Genomic DNA, 19,031 nt, shown 5'->3' with positions numbered 1-19,031 from the left:
ACTAAGCCTTTTTCTTGTAAACAGGAACCGTTGAACAAGCTTCACCAAAGAGGAGACTCTTCACCACGGGCTTTAAATGCAAAGTCATTTTTAGATAGGCCTGAGGTGGAATGCTAATATTACCGCATCCTTTTAAAATAACCCGCTTATCGCGATAGACCTCTGCATCAATTTGGCTCAAGGCCTCTTCCATCACCAAGGTTTCCAGAAGCTCTAAATCGCCGAAAACCACCTTTTGGGCAAAGCCCTCCAAAGCAGCCCCTAAAAGCATATAGGCCCACTGAGGAATGATGGCATCTTCTGAACAAAAGACAGCAACAAAAGCCCCTTGGTACTGCGACCAATCGTGTTCCTTAATGGAAGCTCGAAAATCCTTCTCACGTAACATTACCCCCTCATAAAGCCAAGGGGCAATATCCAATTCCATGCGCGGAGCCTGAGGATAGAAGTCTTCCATACTCAGGTTAATCAATCCGCTTTCGGCAATTTTATTTCGAATCTCTTCCAATCTTCAATACTATTTTGAAGCCTGAGCGTAATAGCGGTAACCCTCGCGGTTAGGTTCTTGAGCTAATGCCTGAAACACACTTCCGCTACGAGCCAGAACGGCTTCTTTTATTTCACCTTTATGCAAGGCTTCATAAGTTTTAAAATCTATGGTTTGGCGTTGGGCCAAGCGACTAAATAAGGCGTCCTTAGGTAGAGCTTCTTTCCATTGGGTCTCAAGGCTACCAAAGAAAACTTTGGACTTGGATCCACTACCATAAGCCATGAATCCCATTTGCTTGCCTGCTAAATTTTCATTCGCTTCGCGGGCGCTTTCCAAAATGGAAAGGAAACTCATAAATAGAGAGGCCGTATACATATTACCAATCTGCGAAGAAGCTCTTTCGCCCGGAGCAATTTTAGTCGCTACAAACTGGCGATAGGCCTCTGATTTGGAAACTGCCTTCACAAAAGTGGGGTCCCAGTTAGGGCTTTCGCCTGAAGGCTGTCCCAGCTCATCAACCAAAGATGCCAAGTCGCTGGAAGGTAGTCGATCCAACCACATTTCGGTAAACATCCTACGCGCCTGATAGGCATAAGGCAAATGGAAAACCGTATAATCCCAATCCTTTAAAATGGAAAGCTCAGGTCGCTGTTTTTCCAAATGCGCGAGGGCCTCTGAGGTACGAGCCTTGTAACAGTCATTCGAGTAGGGCCCGTCAAAAACCGGCTCCTCTTTAAAGAGCTCAATCTCCATTTTATCACTGCCCCAGAAAGCATCTTCTGCACTGGCTAGTAAAGCCGAAATATCTTCTTCCTTAATAGGGCTTCCCAATAATTGAGCAGCAGCTTGTAGTAAATCCGATTTCGCGAAAAGCCGACGAGGTTTAAAGAAATCATATTCGCTTTTAGTTGCCACCCCAAATTCGGGCTCGAGGCTTAAAAGGCGCGGATTGGCGCTAATTAACATGGCCACGGCACCTGCTCCCTGGGTGTATTCACCGGTTGAAGCCAAATCATATTGAGCCTTATCGGCCGCAATAACAATGGCTTTGCTTTGAGGGCGTAATCGAATATAGTCCGCTGAATTAAGCAAGGCATCCACCCCACCAATGCAGGCGAAGGTCATGTCGATTACATCACAATTCTGGAGACAACGCTCGCCGTATTCAACTTGCAAGCGATCCTCAATAATACCGAGAATATAGGCTGCAGTTGGCTTCGCCGCATCCAAAGCTGATTCCGTACCCAGATAGATACGGTCAATTTCCTGAGGATTGAGGCCTTGTTCTTGGATCAAATTTATTGCGGCTTCTGCAGCCATGGTGGCTACATCTTCATCCGCATCACAAAGGGCCATTCCCTCAAGGCCCAATCCCTTATTCAATTTTGCGTACTCTATTCCCCGAGCTTCAGCTAAAGCTGATATGGGAAGCACCAATGAAGGCACATAATAGTGAATCGCATCAATCCCTGTTTTTGTCATTTTATAAAAATCCCAGTTCCAACATTGCTTCCTCACTCATCATCTCCTTAGTCCAGGGAGGATCAAAAGTGATTTCTACCTCAACGTCTTTTACCTCGGTAATAGTGCCTACCTTCTGTTTAACTTCTTCGGGTAAGCTTTCGGCCACTGGGCAATTGGGTGAAGTTAAAGTCATTAGGATTTTTACATCTCCCTCCGAGCTTACCTGAACATCATAGATCAGACCCAGTTCATAAATGTCTACCGGAATTTCCGGGTCAAAAATGGAGCGTAGTACATCTACTATATCGTCGCCCGTTTTTTGCATTTCCGCATCGTTCATCCTTCTCTTTTTTTGGTCCTATCTGGCTTGGAGGGCCAGGGCATAAAACTTCATTTGTTTTACCATACTAAGCAAACCATTAGCCCGGGTTGGACTAAGATGCTCTTTCAATCCGATTTGATCTAAAAAGTACAAATCAGCACCTGATATTTCTTCAGCTGGTTGGCTATCAAACACTCGTACCAGCAGGGCAATCAAACCTTTGGTAAGGATGGCATCTGAGTCGGCTGTGAAATGTACTTCCGTTTTATCGCCTTCGGCATGCAGCCAAACTCTACTTTGGCATCCTTTAATAATATTGTCGTCGACCTTAAATTGTTCATCAATTAAGGGTAAAGATTTCCCTAAATCAATGAGGTATTCATAACGCTGCATCCAGTCGTCGAACATCTGAAACTCAGCGATAATATCTTCCTGTATTTCTTTAATACTTTGCATTAAAGGCTGTTTATTAAATGTGCGTGACTAATCGCTAAATCTTCTGTGGAGCGCCCCTTATAGGGAGCTGCCAATTTCATCCCTTCCAACTTATCCGGTTCACCCGGACGAACTTTCTTATCTAAAATCGGTAATTGCAAATCAGCATACATCGCTTCGTAATCACTTAATCGCAAGCGGTTTTGAGGCTGCACGCTATTGTCGATAGTCTGCCAGGCCGATTCACTAAAACGGAGGAAATTGTAAATATTGATGCTGGAATCGAGATGTGCGAAATGATCTGACATATCTATAAAATGACTCATCAGCCCCTGAGGCTTTAAAACCCTTTTAAACTCCACCAATATCTCCTTTAAGATTTGAGGGTAAATGTGCTCAAATACATTATTGGAGTGAATGAGGTCGAAGCTCGCATCGGCATCGGTTAAATGGCGGGCATCACCCACACGATAATCCAAATTAAAGGCCAAAAGCAAACTTTCGAAGTCCAGTTTATCGGCTTCCAGAATCATTAATTGCTGCAGGCGATCTTCACGCCAAAAGTCTTTAAACTGCTTGAGTTTATCTTCCTTAAGCCAGGCTTGAAACTTCTGAACCGTTGCCACCAATGCTTCTTGATTCATTAAGCGACTAAGGTCGATGGTACTTACTGATTCGGCCCCAGCCAAATAAAGGCTAATCGGCACAACCGGATACCATCCCGTACCTAATTCCAAAGTTCGAATCCCCGCTAAGGAGCGATCCTTACTGTAAAAACGGAGATGGTCTTCCGCATGCATTAGCTTATCCGAAAAATAGGAATCACTTAAATGCACCCCTTTGGTGATGTATTTCTGAAACCAAAAATTAATACGATGGCTACCCGGTAAAAAGGAAATAATTTTCTGGATTAGCGCTTTAAGGACCCACTTCTTCATAGGCTAAGAAAGCATTGCTTGGGCTTTTTCGAGAGCATCAGCCAGGCGATCGATCTCGGCTTTAGTATTGTAAAAAGCAAAACTGGCGCGGATGGTTCCGGGAATACCAAAATGCTGCATAATCGGTTGAGTACAATGGTGACCGGTTCGCACCGCTACCCCAAGTTTATCGAGGATCACGCCGGTATCATAGGGATGAATATCTCCTAATAAAAAGGAGATCACCGAAGTTTTTTGCTCGGCCTCACCCAATATGCGGAGTTCCGGAAAGCGCTCTTTTAATAGTTGAGTTCCATATTGCAAAAGCTCTTGCTCATAAGCTCCAATGGCCTCTAAGCCAATATCATTCACATAGTCGATGGCGCTTCCCAAAACAATTCCTCCTTCAATATGTGGAGTACCCGCCTCAAATTTATGGGGCAAGCTGGCGTAAGTGGTTTTAGCAAAGGTCACTTCGGCAATCATTTCGCCTCCCCCTTGATAGGGTGGCATTTCTTCCAAAATAGCTTCCTTGCCATAGAGCACGCCAATTCCGGTAGGACCAAATAATTTATGGCCACTGAAGCAATAGAAATCGACATCCAAACTTTGAACATCTACCTTCATATGCGGTACCGCCTGAGCGCCATCTACCAAAATCCAAGCCCCCGCTTCATGAGCCAGGCGAGTCATTTCAGCAATGGGGTTAATGGTTCCCAGAGCATTGGAAATATGATTCACCGCCACCAATCGGGTTCGCTCATTTAGTAATTGGCGATAATCCTCCATTAAAAGTTCCCCTTTATCATTCATGGGAATCACCTTCAATTGGGCACCCGTGCGTTCACAAAGCATTTGCCAGGGAACAATATTACTGTGATGCTCCAGATGGGAAACCAGAATTTCATCTCCGGCCCTAATTAAGCCTTGGGATAAAGAAGAGGCCACCAAATTGATGCTATCGGTAGTACCCTTGGTAAAGAGCACCTCATAGCTATGGGCGGCGTTTAGGTGAGCGCGGACGGTTTCACGAGAGGCCTCGAAGGCATCGGTGGCCTTTTGACTTAAATGATGAACCCCGCGATGCACGTTACTATTGATGGTCGAATAATACTGATCAATAGCCTCAATAACCTGACGAGGCTTTTGAGTGCTTGCCGCATTATCAAAATACACCAGAGGCCGGCCATTTACCTCCTGATCAAGAATCGGAAAGTCCGCCCTGATCTTTTCAATTGGAAAATGAGCCACTGGATTGCTGATCATATCGGGATGCTTATAGTTCGAAATCGAGGTTTACGTTCAATTTCTTGGCAATCTGACGGTTTAACTTCTTCCGCAGAGCCGGGATTTTCACATTACGCAGACCATCATTCGCAAAGGCATAAAGCAATAAAGCTTTGGCCTCTTTTTCAGGAATCCCGCGTGAACGTAAGTAGAACATAGCTTCTTCATCTAATTGACCAATGGTACAGCCGTGCGAACATTGCACATCATCGGCAAAAATCTCAAGCTGGGGCTTGGTATCGATGGAAGCTTTATCGGTAAGCAGGATATTATTATTCTGCTGAAATGCATTGGTTTTTTGGGCATGTGGATGCACCATCACCTTACCATTAAATACACCATGGGCATTAGCATCATAAATACCTTTATACAATTCGTCGGAATAACAATTGGGCACTTTATGATCGGCTAGGGTATGATGATCTACCGTTTGACCTTCATCAATTACGGTAATACCATCCATATGGCTTTCGGTATGTTCTTCTTCGAGGAAGAAGTTCAAATTGTTACGGATAAACTTATTCCCGAAAGAATAGGTTCCCATGGTAACATTACTGCCACGGTATTGACGCACGGCAGTGCTATCGATCAATGATGCGGTTTTAGCATCATTCTGAATCTTATAATAATTGAGGCGTGAATCGCGCAAAGCGAAAATTTCGGTAGCCGTATTGGTTAAAACCGACTGCTCGCTCAAGCTTTGATGACGCTCCAGAATGGTAATTTCTGCATTCTCTTCTACCACCACCAAATTTCGAGGTTGGGCCAAAGTAGCCACCCCATGATCGGTAGTAATGAAGATAATTTCAACGGGCTTATCTACCGTTACATTGCGCTTAATGCGGATGAAGGCACCTTCGCGAGCAAAGGCTGTATTCACGGAGGCCATCGCTTCATTCTCGGGTAAGGCCTTACCAAAGTATTGCTCCGCCACATCCTTGTACTTCGTAAGCATATTGCTGAAGGTACAGATGTCGAAACCCTGATGGGTAGTTTCACTTAACCAAGAGCTGTAATAGCCATCAATGAAAACCAGTTTATAGGTATCTACATCATTCAGAAAAAAGCGCTTGATGCTGCTGAAGTCAACCGTATTTTCATCGTTCACGAAAACGCGAAAATCAGGTTTCAATACTGGCTTCAGATTGGTGTATTTCCACTCCTCATCGCGCTTGGTAGGAAAGCCGGATTTCACAAAGCGTTCGAAGGCTTCGCGCCGACGCGTATGAATGGGACCTTCCGCCTCGCCGTTGAGTTCGTTCTCAAAGACCAGGAAGGAGGACTCGAGTTTGTCTTTTAATGCTTCCACGTCTTTTCCTTTTTAAGCTTCAACCGCTCCTTCTTTCAACCAATCGTAACCCTTGGCTTCCAATTCGAGGGCCAGGCTCTTATCGCCGCTTTTCACAATCTTACCCTTGTGCAAAACATGCACATAATCGGGCACAATGTAATCGAGCAAGCGCTGATAGTGGGTAATTATGATCACCGCATTATCCTTGCTCTTTAACTTGTTTACTCCGTTAGCCACAATGCGCAGGGCATCGATATCCAAACCGGAGTCGGTCTCATCCAAGATCGCCAATTTGGGTTCCAACATGGCCATTTGGAAGATCTCATTACGTTTCTTTTCACCACCGGAGAAACCTTCGTTAAGGCTACGACTTAAAAAGGCATTGTCGATTTCGAGCAAAGCCATTTTCTCGCGCATTTTCTTCAACATCACATTGGCGGGCATGGGCTCCTCACCTCGGGCCTTGCGACTTTCGTTGATGGCGGTTTTAATAAAGTTCGTTACGGTAACCCCAGGGATTTCTACCGGATACTGGAAAGAAAGGAAAATACCTTTGTGGGCTCTTTCATCGGCACCTAAATCAAGAAGGTCTTCGCCTTCGAAATCGATGCTTCCGCCGCTCACTTCATAGTCCTCACGTCCGGCGATTACCGAAGATAGGGTACTTTTCCCTGAACCATTAGGTCCCATGATGGCGTGAACCTCTCCGGCTTTCACCTCAAGGTCGATGCCTTTTAATATTTCTTTGCCTTCAATTCCGGCCTGAAGGTTATTGATCTTTAACATGCTGATTTATTCAAAAATATTATCCTACCGATCCTTCTAAGCTAATGGCCAGCAACTTCTGTGCTTCCACTGCAAACTCCATCGGCAATTGATTTAAGACGTCTTTACAGTAGCCATTTACAATCAGGGCAATGGCTTCTTCCTCGCCAATACCACGCTGGTTACAATAAAAGATTTGATCTTCCCCAATCTTCGAAGTAGTGGCCTCGTGCTCTACTTTGGCCGACTTATTTTGGGTTTCGATATATGGGAAGGTGTGTGATCCACAGCCATTACCCATTAAGAGGGAATCACACTGCGAAAAGTTACGAGCGTTTTCGGCCCGCGAGCCAATGCGTACCAAACCTCGGTAGCTACCATTGGAATGTCCGGCACAAATACCTTTAGAAATAATGGTACTCTTGGTATTCTTACCCAGGTGAATCATCTTGGTTCCGGTATCGGCCTGCTGGTAGTTGTTGGTTACAGCCACTGAATAAAATTCACCTACCGAATTTTCTCCTTTCAAAATGCAAGAAGGGTATTTCCAGGTAACTGCCGATCCCGTTTCCACCTGAGTCCAGGAAATTTTGGCATTGCGCTCACACATTCCCCTTTTGGTAACGAAGTTATACACCCCGCCTTTACCTTCTTTATTACCAGGATACCAGTTTTGAACGGTAGAGTATTTAATCTCTGCATTATCCAGGGCTACTAATTCTACCACCGCGGCATGCAATTGATTCTCATCACGCATGGGGGCGGTACAACCTTCGAGGTAACTCACATAACTGCTTTCATCGGCAATAACCAGGGTACGTTCAAACTGTCCGGTACCCGCTTCGTTAATACGGAAATAGGTACTCAACTCCATAGGGCAACGCACCCCTTTTGGAATATAACAGAAAGAACCATCGGTAAACACGGCCGAGTTTAGAGCGGCATAATAGTTATCGGACTTAGGCACCACGGTACCCAAATATTTTTGCACCAATTCAGGGTGTTCCTGAATGGCATCCGACATAGAGCAAAAGATGATGCCCAATTCGGCTAATTTCTCTTTGAAGGTAGTTTTCACCGATACGGAATCTACTACCACATCCATGGCTACCCCACTCAAACGCTTTTGCTCTTCGAGAGAGATACCGAGCTTTTCGAAGGTTTTCAATAATTCGGGATCCACCTCATCGAGGCTATCCAATTCCTTCTTTTTCTTGGGCGCCGAATAATAGGAAATGGCCTGTAAGTCGGGTTCCGGATAGGTAACATTGGGCCATTTTGGCTCGGTCATTTTCAAAAATTTCCGATAGGCATCCAAGCGCCATTCCGTCATCCACTCGGGTTCCTGCTTTTTAGCGGAAATAATACGAATCACTTCCTCGCTTAAACCCGGAGGCACCTTATCGGCTTCAATATTGGTATAAAAACCGTATTTGTATTCCGAGGCCGTAACCTCTTCCAAATAACTTTCTTCTGTCTTCATCTTCTGGTTTTCAGCCTGTTTTTAAACCGCAAAACTTTCACCGCATCCACAGGTACGAGATGCATTGGGATTGTTAAACGAAAACCCTTTTCCATTAAGCCCTCCACTATACTCGAGGGTGGTTCCCACCAAGTAGAGAAAACTCTTTTTATCTACCAAAATCTTTACGCCTTGATCCTCGAAAAGTTTATCACTTTCCTTCATTTCTTGATCGAAATCCAGCTTATACGACAAGCCACTGCAACCGCCGCTGCTCACCCCTACTCGAACGTAGGTATCTTCCAGGCTCTTTCCGCTCTCCCCCATTAAGCCGCTTATACGCTGCTTTGCTGTATCTGACACTTTGATCATGAGCTATTTAGAATTAGTCAAAATTAATGCAAAGGTAAGGATTAGTCGCGGCTTGAGGAAAAGCCTAAGCAATGATTCATCGAAAATATCGAAGACATTTAGGGCCGAAAACAATTGTACTTTTGCCGCATGGAACAAGAAGAACAATTTTCAAGTCTCAGCAATCTGGGTGAATTCGGTTTAATTGAACGTTTAACCCGCGATTTCCCAATTAAGCAAAGCTCCACTATCAAAGGGATTGGCGACGATGCTGCCATCCTCGAATTTTTAAGTGGGAGAACAGTTGTTTCTACCGATATGCTGGTTGAAGGTGTTCACTTCGACCTCAGCTATATTCCACCTCAGCATTTAGGTTATAAGGCGGTGGCGGTTAATCTATCCGACATCTACGCCATGAATGCTCGTCCTACTCAAATTACCGTAAACATCGCGGTGAGCAATCGCTTCGGAATTGAATATTTGGACAAAATATATGAGGGCATTCGCCATGCCTGCGAAATTTTTGAAGTGGACTTAGTTGGTGGCGATACCACCTCTTCTTATTCCGGTTTAATCCTAAGCATCACCGCCATTGGTGAAGTAGATGAAAACAAGGTAACCGAACGCAGTGGCGCCAAAGAAAATGATCTGTTAGTAGTAAGTGGTGATTTGGGTGGTGCTTATATGGGTCTACAGGTTTTGGAAAGAGAAAAAACGGTTTTCAAATCCAATCCTGATGCGCAACCCGACCTAAGCGAATACAGTTACCCAATTGAAAGGCAATTAAAGCCTGAAGCGCGCAAAGACATTCCTGAATTATTGGAGAAATTAGGCGTTCAACCTACTTCTATGATCGACATTAGTGACGGCCTGAGCTCGGAAGCCCTACATCTTTGCAAGGCATCTGATTTAGGGGTGCGCATTTATGAAGAGAAAATTCCCGTAGATCCGGTAATCTTGAAACTTTGTGAAGAGTTTAAAATCAGCTCTACTACCATTGCCCTTAATGGCGGTGAGGATTATGAATTGCTCTTCACTATTCCTTTGGAAGATCACGATAAAATTAAAGGCAATCCGCACCTTACGGTAATTGGTCACATGTGCGAAAAGGCTGCCGGCACCAACTTAGTAGCTCGCGATGGCGCTGAAGTTCCATTGCAGGCACAAGGTTGGAACGCCCTGCAACAGGATCAGGATTAATTAGTCTCCCCTCCGTTCACGGAGATAGGCCAACATTCCATTAAAAATCCGCTCCCTTTCCAGCTCATTACAGCAGGTTACGGAAGTGGCATAGGACCGATGCAGTTCAAACTCATCATTAAAATGGGCGCATAAACCGGCATCCCGAAAGGTGACGAAATTGGCATTACTCAAGGCTGTCATCAAAAGCCGAAGGTTAGGCGATTCCAGCATCCCCCCATTGTTCATGGTGAGGAAATCCGTGAAGAGCAAATCGATCTTACCTCCATTCGATTTTTGCCCTTTGATGCTCCAATCTTTATAATCGAGGAGCTTGGCTTCCATAATTTCATAGATATCGCGACGGTAATACTGATCGATACTATTGAGACTGCAATACCATTCAATCATTTGAAATTGATTTTCCAGCACATTGCGATTCCAAATCTCTACGCTGCTTAAATGCTGATACAAGCGAAAGACCTCCCAGCACAGGGTATAAGTCTCGATATTGAGCCTTTGTACCCCTCCGCCTTTTAGTTGATTGGTCCAAAGGGAGATCTTAAATTCCGCTAAACGCCGATCGGCCAAAAAGAAAAATAAGGGTAGATCCCTAGCCACATATTTCAAAACACTATTGTGCTTCAAAGCCGTTTCAAAGCGCTTGATAATCCCTTTTAGATAGGCCTCCAACTCTTGACGGCTGCGAAAACTACTATAGTGTGTAATAAAGGTATTGGGACGTAATATGCTCTTAAAAGCCAGCTCCAATATGTGGGGATAATTGTAAATGATCTGTCCAAATTGCTCCAAACTCAATTTGGTTTCGCCGATCATTTTTCGACGAGCGGTGCTATAATCGACATCTAAAATGTCTTGCAACCATTTGATAACCGTATCATCCTGACCGATACCCTTGCGCAAGGCGTCCATCACCTCGCTTTGAAATTTCATTGCCCCCATTTTACAGTTTCTGCGCTTTAATTTTCACTTCACAGGCAGAAGCTGCCAGAAAGCGATCCAGTTATGGGGGTACCTTGGACAAATATAAAAGCTTAGACTAAAGAAGCAAGGCCGAAAGACCTTAGCCCAAGCCTCTTAGAAAGGAATGAGGCTTGGGGAAATAAAAAATTCAAGAGTCTTAATAATTGAACTATAAGTACAATTTTGCTGATTCAGTGGGATATTTTACCAATGAAAAAAAGCAATCTGGTGATCGCTTCGCCAAATACTAAAAAGCCCTTACTATCGCAGTAAGGGCTTTTTTAGGGGTTCTTTTAAGAAATGCTTGAAGGCTGGAATAAGCTTTTCCGGCTCTTCGAAATGCGACATATGACCTTCTTCCAAAATCAAGCCTTGGACCGCATGATGCTCCAATTGCTCTTGCAGCATCTCAAAATCCAAAGCAGGATCTTTCCGCGAGGCCACAAATAAAATCGGATAGGGCGCAAAGGCCAGAATCGCCTCTCGGTCGGCCCGAATTTTCATTCCTTCCAAGGCCGCCACAACGCCTTGTGCCGAAGTTCGCAAAGCATCCTTCTTAGCTGCATTCACCTCCTTGCGTAGACTTTTGCGATTAGCTTCACTAAAAAGCATGGGTACGGCAGTGCGGATATAAGCCTGTGGATCTTGCTTTACCAGGGCAATAGCCCGATCGCGATTCAGCTTTTTCTCATCCGAATCTGCTCGACTATTAGAGTTCATCAGAACCATACCCCGGATATTATCGGGGTACCTTTCGGCGAAAGCCAAGGCCACATAACCTCCCATGGAATGCCCCACCAGAAAAACCTTGCGCAGCGAAAGGCGATGCACCAGGGCCATCACCACTTCGGCCATCTCCTCCATGCTATGGATATAGCCCAGGTTTTCGGAGTCGCCATGTCCGGGTAAGTCCAAGCTAATCTTGCGGATGGTCTTGGGGAGTTGCGGCCACAAAGTCTTCCACATATTGCGACTTTCAAGGAAGCCATGCAAGAATATCACGGCCGGCCCTCTACCCTCTTCTTCAGCTACAAAGCGAGCTCCTTTATAGCGGAACTCAAAGGTGTGCATTAGCTATTCATCATTTCTTCAATCTCCTCTACCTCCTTAGGAATACCGGCAGTAAGATTGATGTTTTCCTTTTCTCCGATCACAATATCATCTTCGATACGAATACCAATTCCTTCTTCAGGAATGTAGATGCCCGGCTCACAGGTAAAGACATTTCCCGCCTCCATTTTCTCCGTCCACAGACCTACATCGTGCACATCTAAACCGATATAATGTGAAGTACCATGCATGAAGTACTTCTTATAGGCAGGCCAGTTTGGATCTTGATTTTTCACATCAATGGCATCAATTAATTTAAGGTCTAAGAGTTCCTTAGTCATTAATTCGCCTACTTCTTTGTGGTATTCATGCAATTGATTTCCGGGACACAGTAATTCCATGGAAGCCTTCATCACCCGTAGAACGGCATTGTACACCTGTTTCTGGCGATCGCTAAAACGACCATTTACCGGAAAACAACGGGTAACATCACTAGCATAATTAGCATACCAGTTCCCGCAGTCGAATAAAACCAGGTCGCCATCCTTACACTCCTTATCATTCTCGATATAATGTAAAACGCAGGCACTGGCACCGGAAGCAATAATGGGGGTGTAACTGAAGTCGGGAGAACCATTGCGCTTATACTCATGGATAAACTCCGCTTCCAGTTCGTATTCCATCACCCCAGGCTTCAAGAACTTCAATACGCGATTAAAAGCCTTGGTATTAATGGCCGAAGCTTTACGCATGATTTCCACTTCGATAGGCGATTTAATAGCGCGCAGACGATGCATGATAGGAGCACTGCGATCGTAGTGATGCATAGGATACTGCTCCATAATCCATTTACGGAAACGCTGGTCGCGGGTTTCTACCGGACTACTGGCACGTAAATGCTCATTGCTATTAAGGAATACCGTTTTGGCTTGCGACATCAAGTCTTTAAAGACCTTTTCAAAATCACTTAACCAGAATACCGTTTGAATGCCGGTTTGCTTAGTAGCCTGATCCTGGCTAAGCTTAGCGCCTTCCCAGCGGGCCAGATGTTCATTTGTTTCTACTACGAATAGAATTTCTCGATGAGCCGGATTATAGGCATCGGGAAATAATACCAAGATCGTTTCTTCTTGGTCTACCCCGCTGAGATAGAAGAGATCACGATTTTGAACTAAGGGCAAGGTACCATCAGCATTGGTAGGCATAATATCGTTGGCATTAAAAACCGCGAGTGCTCCCGCCGGTAAATGCTCAATAAAGCGTTTTCGATTGCTGATAAACAGTTGCGGGTCAATAGGATCGTAACGCATGTATATTTTTTTGAGATTTCCGCAAAGTTAGAAATTAAGCAACGGCTTAAAGAGCCTCAAAAGAAGGCCTTTTGTTTAATCATTCTAAATAAAGACCCTTATTGGTGAATCGGCCTCGCTTCTTAAATTTGCCTAAACACAATCGGCTAATACTAACTATGGCAAAATCAGGGATTTTAGGTTCATCCATCGCAAAGAAATACTGGATGTCGCTCACCGGGCTGTTCTTAATCAGCTTCTTGATCGTCCACCTCCTGGGTAACCTGCAACTACTGGACCTCAGCGTTGAAGGTCAGGAAAAGTTCAACGCGTATGCAAAATTCATGACGACTTTCCCTTTGATTAAGATCGTGAGTTACTTGCTATACTTCAGCATTTTGTTTCACGCGGTAGACGGTATTTACCTGGCGATGCAAAATCGCAAAGCTCGCCCCGAGCGCTATCGCAGTTGGAAACCCAACCGCAATTCGATTTGGGCTTCTCGTAATATGGGTCTATTAGGCACCATTATTTTAGTATTCATCGTATTGCACATGAGCCAATTCTGGTATGTAATGCACTGGGGTGAAATTGGCACCGATGCTCAAGGCAACAAAAACCTGGCAGCAGTGGTAATAAAAACCTATCAGGACGGCAGCGCCGGAATGATTATGGTTCTTTTATATGTTCTCTCCATGGCGGCCATAGCCTTCCACCTATGGCACGGTTTCGCGAGCGCCTTCCAAACCTTTGGCCTCAACCACAAACGCTATACCCCAGCCATTAAAAAACTGGGCTACGCTTTCTCAGTGATCGTTCCGCTTTTGTACGCGATCATTCCGGTATTCATTTTAATGGCTAAAAACTAAACGCAATCTCCATGATCTTAGATTCGAAAATTCCAGAGGGGCCACTCGAGAAGAAGTGGCAAAACCACAAAGCCAATATTCGATTGGTAAACCCTGCCAACAAAAGGAATATCGATGTTATTGTTGTTGGAACGGGATTGGCTGGTAGCTCTGCCGCTGCTTCTTTAGCGGAAATGGGCTACAATGTAAAAGCATTTTGCTTCCAGGATTCTCCTCGTCGTGCACACTCGATTGCTGCACAAGGGGGTATCAATGCTGCCAAAAACTACCAGAATGATGGTGACTCTGTTTACCGTCTTTTCTACGATACCATTAAGGGGGGCGACTACCGCTCTCGTGAGGCCAATGTATACCGCCTAGCGGAAGTATCGGCCAATATTATTGACCAGGCCGTTGCTCAGGGTGTTCCTTTCGCCCGCGATTACGGTGGCAACCTCGATAACCGTTCTTTCGGTGGGGTGCAGGTAAGCCGTACCTTTTATGCTAAAGGTCAAACCGGTCAGCAATTATTATTAGGAGCTTATTCGGCCCTAAGCCGCCAAATCTCTAAGGGTAAGGTAAAGATGTACAACCGCCACGAAATGCTGGAGATCGTAATGGTCGATGGCAAAGCACGCGGTATCATTGCCCGTAACCTGGTAACTGGCGAAATTCAACGCCATGGTGCCCACGCGGTAGTATTAGCCTCTGGTGGTTACGGAAACGTATTCTTCCTTTCTACCAATGCCATGGGATCTAATGGTTCTGCGGCCTGGAAGGCACACCGCAAAGGCGCACATTTCGCCAACCCATGCTTTACTCAAATTCACCCTACTTGTATTCCAGTTTCGGGCGAGCATCAGTCTAAGCTTACGCTGATGAGTGAGTCGCTTCGTAATGATGGTCGTATTTGGGTACCTAAAGATATCAAGGACGCCGAAGCAATTCGCGCGGGTAAATTGAAGCCAACCGACCTTCCCGAAGAAAAACGCGATTACTATTTAGAGCGTCGTTATCCTTCCTTCGGTAACCTGGTGCCTCGTGATGTGGCCTCTCGTGCTGCTAAAGAGCGTTGCGACGAAGGTTATGGTGTGAACGCTACCGGTGAAGCGGTATATCTCGATTTTGCTGCGGCGATTGAGCGTTATGGGAAAACCGAAGCCAATATTAAAGGCATCGAAAACCCTAGTGCGGAAGAAATTCGCAAAATGGGTAAAGAAGTAGTGGAAGCCAAATATGGTAACCTCTTCGCGATGTACGAAAAGATTGTGGACGACAATCCATACGAAACCCCAATGATGATTTACCCAGCAGTACACTATACTATGGGTGGTATTTGGGTAGATTATAACTTAATGACTTCCGTACCCGGTCTCTTTGCTCTGGGTGAAGCCAACTTCTCCGACCACGGTGCTAACCGCTTGGGAGCTTCTGCTCTGATGCAAGGATTAGCTGATGGTTATTTCGTAATTCCTTACACTATTGGTGATTACTTGGCCGACGAAATTCGTACCGGTGCTATAGACACCAATCACGAAGCCTTCGCACAGGCGGAAGCCGAAGTAAAAGGAACCATCGATAAATTGATGAACACTGCCGGTGAGCATAGCGTGGACTACTACCACAAGAAATTGGGTCACATAATGTGGAACAAGTGTGGTATGGCTCGTAATGCGGAAGGTTTGAAAGAAGCGATCAGCGAAATTCAAGCTTTACGTGCTGAGTTCTGGCAAAAGGTTCGCGTTCCTGGTGGAGCGATGGAAATGAACCCTGAACTAGACAAAGCGATGCGAGTAGCCGACTTTATGGAATTAGGTGAACTGATGTGTATGGATGCCTTAACTCGTGAAGAATCTTGTGGCGGTCACTTCCGCGAAGAATTCCAAACCGAGGAAGGTGAGGCCTTACGTCGCGATGATGATTTCGCCTTCGTATCCGCCTGGAAATACAATGGCGAACCTAAGGACGCCGAACTGGTTAAAGAAGATCTGATCTTCGATAATGTGGAATTGAAAACCCGTAGTTACAAGTAATCATTAAAACATTGCTCATGGATCTGAAATTAAAAATCTGGCGTCAAGCCAACCAAAATAGCAAAGGAGAACTTAAGGACTACGCGATTAAAAACGTGAGTGCCGACAGCTCCTTCCTCGAAATGATGGATCAACTGAATGAAGAGTTGATCGATAAGGGTGATGATCCCGTAGTATTCGACCACGACTGTCGTGAGGGAATCTGCGGAATGTGCTCTCTTCATATTAATGGTGAGCCTCATGGCCCCGAAAATGCCACTACTACTTGCCAGTTACACATGCGTAAGTTTAAGGATGGGGATACCATTTTCATTGAGCCTTGGAGAGCCCGTGCTTTCCCGGTAATCAAAGACCTTTCGGTAGATCGTGGTGCTTTTGACCGCATCATCGAGGCTGGTGGTTATGTAAATGTGAATACCTCTGGAAATACTTTGGATGCCAACGCCATTCCAGTACCTAAGGCAGATGCCGATGAAGCTTTCAATGCAGCTACCTGTATTGGATGTGGTGCCTGTGTGGCCGCTTGCCCTAATGCCTCGGCCATGCTTTTCGTATCGGCCAAGGTTTCGCAATTAGCCCTTTTACCTCAAGGTAAGGTGGAAGCGAAGGATCGCGTATTACACATGGTAAACCAAATGGATTTGGAAGGCTTTGGTAACTGTTCCAATGTTGGGGCTTGCGCCGAAGAATGTCCAAAAGAAATCTCTCTGGAAAACATTGCCCGCATGAACCGCGAGTATCTGGGAGCAAGCTTAACCAGCACGAAGTAGGAATTAGATTCTAGACGATAGAATTTAGACTATAGATTTGAGAAGCCCGGCCTTTTGGTCGGGTTTTCTTTTTACAATCAATGCATGTCAATTTAACGGAATTAATATGCCTACCAGAATTACCTATCTTCCGAAGCAATTGCTGTTTCCTATGCAAACCTTTAAGATACTCATTTGCCTAATCAGCTTCCTGGCCATTAACCCCATTCAAGCCCAATATTTTCTTCCCAAGCCTCAGGTATTGGCAGCCGCGAAAGTCAAATCCATTTCGGTGCAAAAGATTGCCTTGCGGCAGGAAAAAATGGGCAAGCCCGAGGCCTTAGATCCCGATTTTCAACGCTCGGAAGCCATTTTAATCACTTACTTTTTTAATGATCGTGGATTAATCGACTCCGTATATCATGGTCCCAAAGAAGATGGCTCTTACTATAAAAAAGAGGTGCTACTTTATGATTCGCTAGGCAGAATAATGGAGGTTTCAAGCACTGGGATGAGTGGGGAAGTCATCAGTAAGACTGAGGTAGTTAAAACGGAAGATGGCAATTGGTATATCCCTTCCTGGGATCGAGGTGTTTTGAACTCGGAACTGTATAGCCGCCCGGACTCTATCGTGTACAAGAGCATCATGTACCGTGGCTATGGGAAGTATAAATCTAAAATGATCTACCTCTACGATACGCTTCTGGATCTACGCAGTGAAACCTGGTATCAAAATGATGAAATTCAATCTCAACGTACGTATCAATGGATATCCGATCAGGGCAAGCCCCAGCGTTTTATCTATTCCGAATATGTAAAGGGCGAGACAGAAGAAGCCAAGATCGAGACTTATGATGTCGACAGCACCGGCATGGTAATTAATGAGCTCAATGGTTTGATTTGGGATCCCTTCCGCAGTGAAAATTTCTTCGAACGCTTCAAGATGTTCAAGGGCTTAAAACATTATCATCAGGATATGTTTAGAGAGGAAGAAATTGTCCATGAACTGGAAAAATCCGAGCTCCTAAGTTTTGATGGCACGGAGATCGTTTTTCGCTACGTTTTTAGTTACAGCTATTATTGAGAATGCGATTAAAACGAATTATCCTTAGCCTGGGTCTGGTCTCTTTCCTACTTATAATGGCCGTTTTTCTCTGGCCCCGCAGCTATGAGGTAGCAGCCATCCAAGAGCGAACTGGCACACAATTCTGGCAGCTTAAAACCGGTTCCCGTATTGCTTATTACACAATTCCTGCCAGTGGTGAAATCCAAAATTCACCCATCATTTATTTACATGGTGGCCCGGGAGGCTTAATTAAAGATGAAGCTATCGCCACCCTAAAACCCTTAGCTGAGCTTGGGCATTCACTTTATTTCTACGATCAAATTGGTTCGGGGCATTCTGCCCGATTAGAGGACATCAGTGCATACAGTGTACAAAGACATCAAGCCGATCTCCTCGCCATTATTGATGAGATCGGGGCCGAAAAAGTAATCTTGGCCGCTCATTCCTGGGGCTGTTTATTAGCCGTAAACTTTTTGCAAGATTATCCCGAGCGAGTGCAAAGCATGATTCTGGATGGCCCCGGTCCTATTCTACCTATTCGCCATGAATTGGCGGAACAAAGCCCTCCCGATAGCCTACATTTAATCACACCTGAATTCAGTAACCGGGATGCTATCGACAAATGTTATAATTGGCGTGCTCGCCTCATTTTAAAGTATGCGCATCGCTTCCAATCAAAGCTAGCCTCGGATGAAGAGGTCGATGCTTTTTTTACCTACCTCAATCAGGAACTCAGTAAGTCCACGTTTTGCAATGGCTCTGAAGCAGGACACTTTCCAGGAGGCAGTGGCTACTACAGTCATCTGATGACTATCCAAAGTTTCAATAGCGTAGAAGACAGACGAAACCTACTTGGAGAAGTAGATCTACCAATACTGATTCTTAGAGGCCAATGCGATAATCAAGCCTGGGGCTTTACTAAAGAATACTTGAAACTCTTTAAAAATTCCCGATTAGAGATTATTAATAATGCGGGACATGCCATTTTAATTAGTCAAGCTGAAATGTACCAAGAGCATGTACGCCGCTTCCTATTGCAGAATAATTGA

The 19,031-nt window shown here is 45.0% G+C and carries 19 protein-coding genes; 6 read left to right on the top strand and 13 right to left on the bottom strand.

Annotated features, from left to right (window positions below):
- Position 1: 1 nt before the first annotated feature.
- The 10 genes from ACO05P_RS14425 to ACO05P_RS14380 are packed head-to-tail and all read right to left on the bottom strand — an operon-like array spanning position 2 to position 8,805.
- Entirely contained in the window at positions 2-508 is a 507-nt protein-coding gene (locus ACO05P_RS14425; protein WP_210757303.1) for a DUF2480 family protein, read from the bottom strand.
- A gap of 9 nt (positions 509-517) precedes the next feature.
- Entirely contained in the window at positions 518-1,972 is a 1,455-nt protein-coding gene (locus ACO05P_RS14420; protein WP_421751896.1) for a hydroxymethylglutaryl-CoA synthase family protein, read from the bottom strand.
- 1 nt (position 1,973) lies between these two features.
- The gene (locus ACO05P_RS14415; protein ID WP_421751895.1) at positions 1,974-2,294 is read right to left on the bottom strand and encodes a DUF59 domain-containing protein; all 321 of its coding nucleotides are present in this window, start codon (positions 2,292-2,294) and stop codon (positions 1,974-1,976) included.
- Between the two features lie 18 nt (positions 2,295-2,312).
- On the bottom strand, positions 2,313-2,732 hold the full coding sequence (locus tag ACO05P_RS14410) for a SufE family protein (protein ID WP_421751893.1): 420 nt from the start codon (positions 2,730-2,732) through the stop codon (positions 2,313-2,315).
- Positions 2,732-3,649 (bottom strand): class I SAM-dependent methyltransferase, encoded by a 918-nt coding sequence (locus tag ACO05P_RS14405; protein WP_421751891.1) that lies wholly within the window; start codon positions 3,647-3,649, stop codon positions 2,732-2,734. The genes ACO05P_RS14410 and ACO05P_RS14405 overlap by 1 nt, the downstream gene beginning before the upstream one ends.
- A gap of 3 nt (positions 3,650-3,652) precedes the next feature.
- Complete coding sequence (locus tag ACO05P_RS14400) at positions 3,653-4,894, bottom strand: aminotransferase class V-fold PLP-dependent enzyme (RefSeq protein ID WP_421751890.1); 1,242 nt, start codon at positions 4,892-4,894, stop codon at positions 3,653-3,655.
- Between the two features lie 10 nt (positions 4,895-4,904).
- Positions 4,905-6,224 (bottom strand): Fe-S cluster assembly protein SufD, encoded by a 1,320-nt coding sequence (gene sufD / locus ACO05P_RS14395; RefSeq protein ID WP_421751888.1) that lies wholly within the window; start codon positions 6,222-6,224, stop codon positions 4,905-4,907.
- Between the two features lie 12 nt (positions 6,225-6,236).
- Positions 6,237-6,992, bottom strand: coding sequence for a Fe-S cluster assembly ATPase SufC (gene sufC / locus ACO05P_RS14390; protein ID WP_421751886.1), 756 nt, complete (start codon positions 6,990-6,992; stop codon positions 6,237-6,239).
- A 19-nt stretch (positions 6,993-7,011) separates the two neighbouring features.
- A complete protein-coding gene (sufB, locus tag ACO05P_RS14385) occupies positions 7,012-8,454 on the bottom strand; it encodes a Fe-S cluster assembly protein SufB (protein WP_421751884.1) in 1,443 nt (480 codons plus the stop codon).
- Between the two features lie 21 nt (positions 8,455-8,475).
- Positions 8,476-8,805, bottom strand: a complete 330-nt coding sequence (locus ACO05P_RS14380; RefSeq protein ID WP_210757294.1) for a HesB/IscA family protein — start codon at positions 8,803-8,805, stop codon at positions 8,476-8,478.
- Positions 8,806-8,934: 129 nt separating this feature from the next.
- On the opposite strand from ACO05P_RS14380, the gene thiL reads away from it, so the two are divergent.
- Positions 8,935-9,984, top strand: coding sequence for a thiamine-phosphate kinase (gene thiL, locus ACO05P_RS14375; RefSeq protein WP_421751882.1), 1,050 nt, complete (start codon positions 8,935-8,937; stop codon positions 9,982-9,984).
- Here the strand turns inward: thiL and ACO05P_RS14370 are convergent, their stop codons facing one another.
- From ACO05P_RS14370 to ACO05P_RS14360, 3 genes are all read right to left on the bottom strand, one after another.
- Complete coding sequence (locus ACO05P_RS14370; protein WP_421751880.1) at positions 9,985-10,917, bottom strand: hypothetical protein; 933 nt, start codon at positions 10,915-10,917, stop codon at positions 9,985-9,987.
- Between the two features lie 291 nt (positions 10,918-11,208).
- A complete protein-coding gene (locus ACO05P_RS14365) occupies positions 11,209-12,018 on the bottom strand; it encodes an alpha/beta fold hydrolase (RefSeq protein WP_421751878.1) in 810 nt (269 codons plus the stop codon).
- Positions 12,018-13,307, bottom strand: coding sequence for an aminopeptidase P N-terminal domain-containing protein (locus ACO05P_RS14360; protein ID WP_421751876.1), 1,290 nt, complete (start codon positions 13,305-13,307; stop codon positions 12,018-12,020). Before ACO05P_RS14360 ends, ACO05P_RS14365 begins: the two co-directional genes overlap by 1 nt.
- A gap of 158 nt (positions 13,308-13,465) precedes the next feature.
- On the opposite strand from ACO05P_RS14360, the gene ACO05P_RS14355 reads away from it, so the two are divergent.
- The 5 genes from ACO05P_RS14355 (at position 13,466) to ACO05P_RS14335 (ending at position 19,031) form a co-directional block, all read left to right on the top strand.
- Complete coding sequence (locus tag ACO05P_RS14355) at positions 13,466-14,155, top strand: succinate dehydrogenase cytochrome b subunit (protein ID WP_421751875.1); 690 nt, start codon at positions 13,466-13,468, stop codon at positions 14,153-14,155.
- An 11-nt stretch (positions 14,156-14,166) separates the two neighbouring features.
- A complete protein-coding gene (locus tag ACO05P_RS14350; RefSeq protein ID WP_421751874.1) occupies positions 14,167-16,167 on the top strand; it encodes a fumarate reductase/succinate dehydrogenase flavoprotein subunit in 2,001 nt (666 codons plus the stop codon).
- A 17-nt stretch (positions 16,168-16,184) separates the two neighbouring features.
- Positions 16,185-16,937, top strand: coding sequence for a succinate dehydrogenase/fumarate reductase iron-sulfur subunit (locus tag ACO05P_RS14345; protein ID WP_421751873.1), 753 nt, complete (start codon positions 16,185-16,187; stop codon positions 16,935-16,937).
- Between the two features lie 151 nt (positions 16,938-17,088).
- Positions 17,089-18,000, top strand: a complete 912-nt coding sequence (locus tag ACO05P_RS14340; protein ID WP_421751871.1) for a hypothetical protein — start codon at positions 17,089-17,091, stop codon at positions 17,998-18,000.
- 2 nt (positions 18,001-18,002) lie between these two features.
- Positions 18,003-19,031, top strand: a complete 1,029-nt coding sequence (locus ACO05P_RS14335) for an alpha/beta fold hydrolase (protein ID WP_421751869.1) — start codon at positions 18,003-18,005, stop codon at positions 19,029-19,031.

It is taken from the genome of Croceimicrobium sp., from assembly GCF_965228705.1.
GTDB lineage: Bacteria > Bacteroidota > Bacteroidia > Flavobacteriales > Schleiferiaceae > Croceimicrobium.
The sequence above is the reverse complement of the archived record's forward strand: the minus strand, read 5'-3'. Positions and strand labels throughout refer to the sequence as shown.

What these genes read in the sequence shown, in the direction of transcription:
- ACO05P_RS14420 (WP_421751896.1), bottom strand. Translation starts at nt 1,972, where the DNA reads ATGACAAAAACAGGGATTGATGCGATTCACTATTATGTGCCTTCATTG.
- ACO05P_RS14415 (WP_421751895.1), bottom strand. Translation starts at nt 2,294, where the DNA reads ATGAACGATGCGGAAATGCAAAAAACGGGCGACGATATAGTAGATGTA.
- ACO05P_RS14410 (WP_421751893.1), bottom strand. Translation starts at nt 2,732, where the DNA reads ATGCAAAGTATTAAAGAAATACAGGAAGATATTATCGCTGAGTTTCAG.
- ACO05P_RS14405 (WP_421751891.1), bottom strand. Translation starts at nt 3,649, where the DNA reads ATGAAGAAGTGGGTCCTTAAAGCGCTAATCCAGAAAATTATTTCCTTT.
- ACO05P_RS14400 (WP_421751890.1), bottom strand. Translation starts at nt 4,894, where the DNA reads ATGATCAGCAATCCAGTGGCTCATTTTCCAATTGAAAAGATCAGGGCG.
- sufC (WP_421751886.1), bottom strand. Translation starts at nt 6,992, where the DNA reads ATGTTAAAGATCAATAACCTTCAGGCCGGAATTGAAGGCAAAGAAATA.
- sufB (WP_421751884.1), bottom strand. Translation starts at nt 8,454, where the DNA reads ATGAAGACAGAAGAAAGTTATTTGGAAGAGGTTACGGCCTCGGAATAC.
- ACO05P_RS14380 (WP_210757294.1), bottom strand. Translation starts at nt 8,805, where the DNA reads ATGATCAAAGTGTCAGATACAGCAAAGCAGCGTATAAGCGGCTTAATG.
- thiL (WP_421751882.1), top strand. Translation starts at nt 8,935, where the DNA reads ATGGAACAAGAAGAACAATTTTCAAGTCTCAGCAATCTGGGTGAATTC.
- ACO05P_RS14370 (WP_421751880.1), bottom strand. Translation starts at nt 10,917, where the DNA reads ATGAAATTTCAAAGCGAGGTGATGGACGCCTTGCGCAAGGGTATCGGT.
- ACO05P_RS14365 (WP_421751878.1), bottom strand. Translation starts at nt 12,018, where the DNA reads ATGCACACCTTTGAGTTCCGCTATAAAGGAGCTCGCTTTGTAGCTGAA.
- ACO05P_RS14360 (WP_421751876.1), bottom strand. Translation starts at nt 13,307, where the DNA reads ATGCGTTACGATCCTATTGACCCGCAACTGTTTATCAGCAATCGAAAA.
- ACO05P_RS14355 (WP_421751875.1), top strand. Translation starts at nt 13,466, where the DNA reads ATGGCAAAATCAGGGATTTTAGGTTCATCCATCGCAAAGAAATACTGG.
- ACO05P_RS14350 (WP_421751874.1), top strand. Translation starts at nt 14,167, where the DNA reads ATGATCTTAGATTCGAAAATTCCAGAGGGGCCACTCGAGAAGAAGTGG.
- ACO05P_RS14345 (WP_421751873.1), top strand. Translation starts at nt 16,185, where the DNA reads ATGGATCTGAAATTAAAAATCTGGCGTCAAGCCAACCAAAATAGCAAA.
- ACO05P_RS14340 (WP_421751871.1), top strand. Translation starts at nt 17,089, where the DNA reads ATGCAAACCTTTAAGATACTCATTTGCCTAATCAGCTTCCTGGCCATT.
- ACO05P_RS14335 (WP_421751869.1), top strand. Translation starts at nt 18,003, where the DNA reads ATGCGATTAAAACGAATTATCCTTAGCCTGGGTCTGGTCTCTTTCCTA.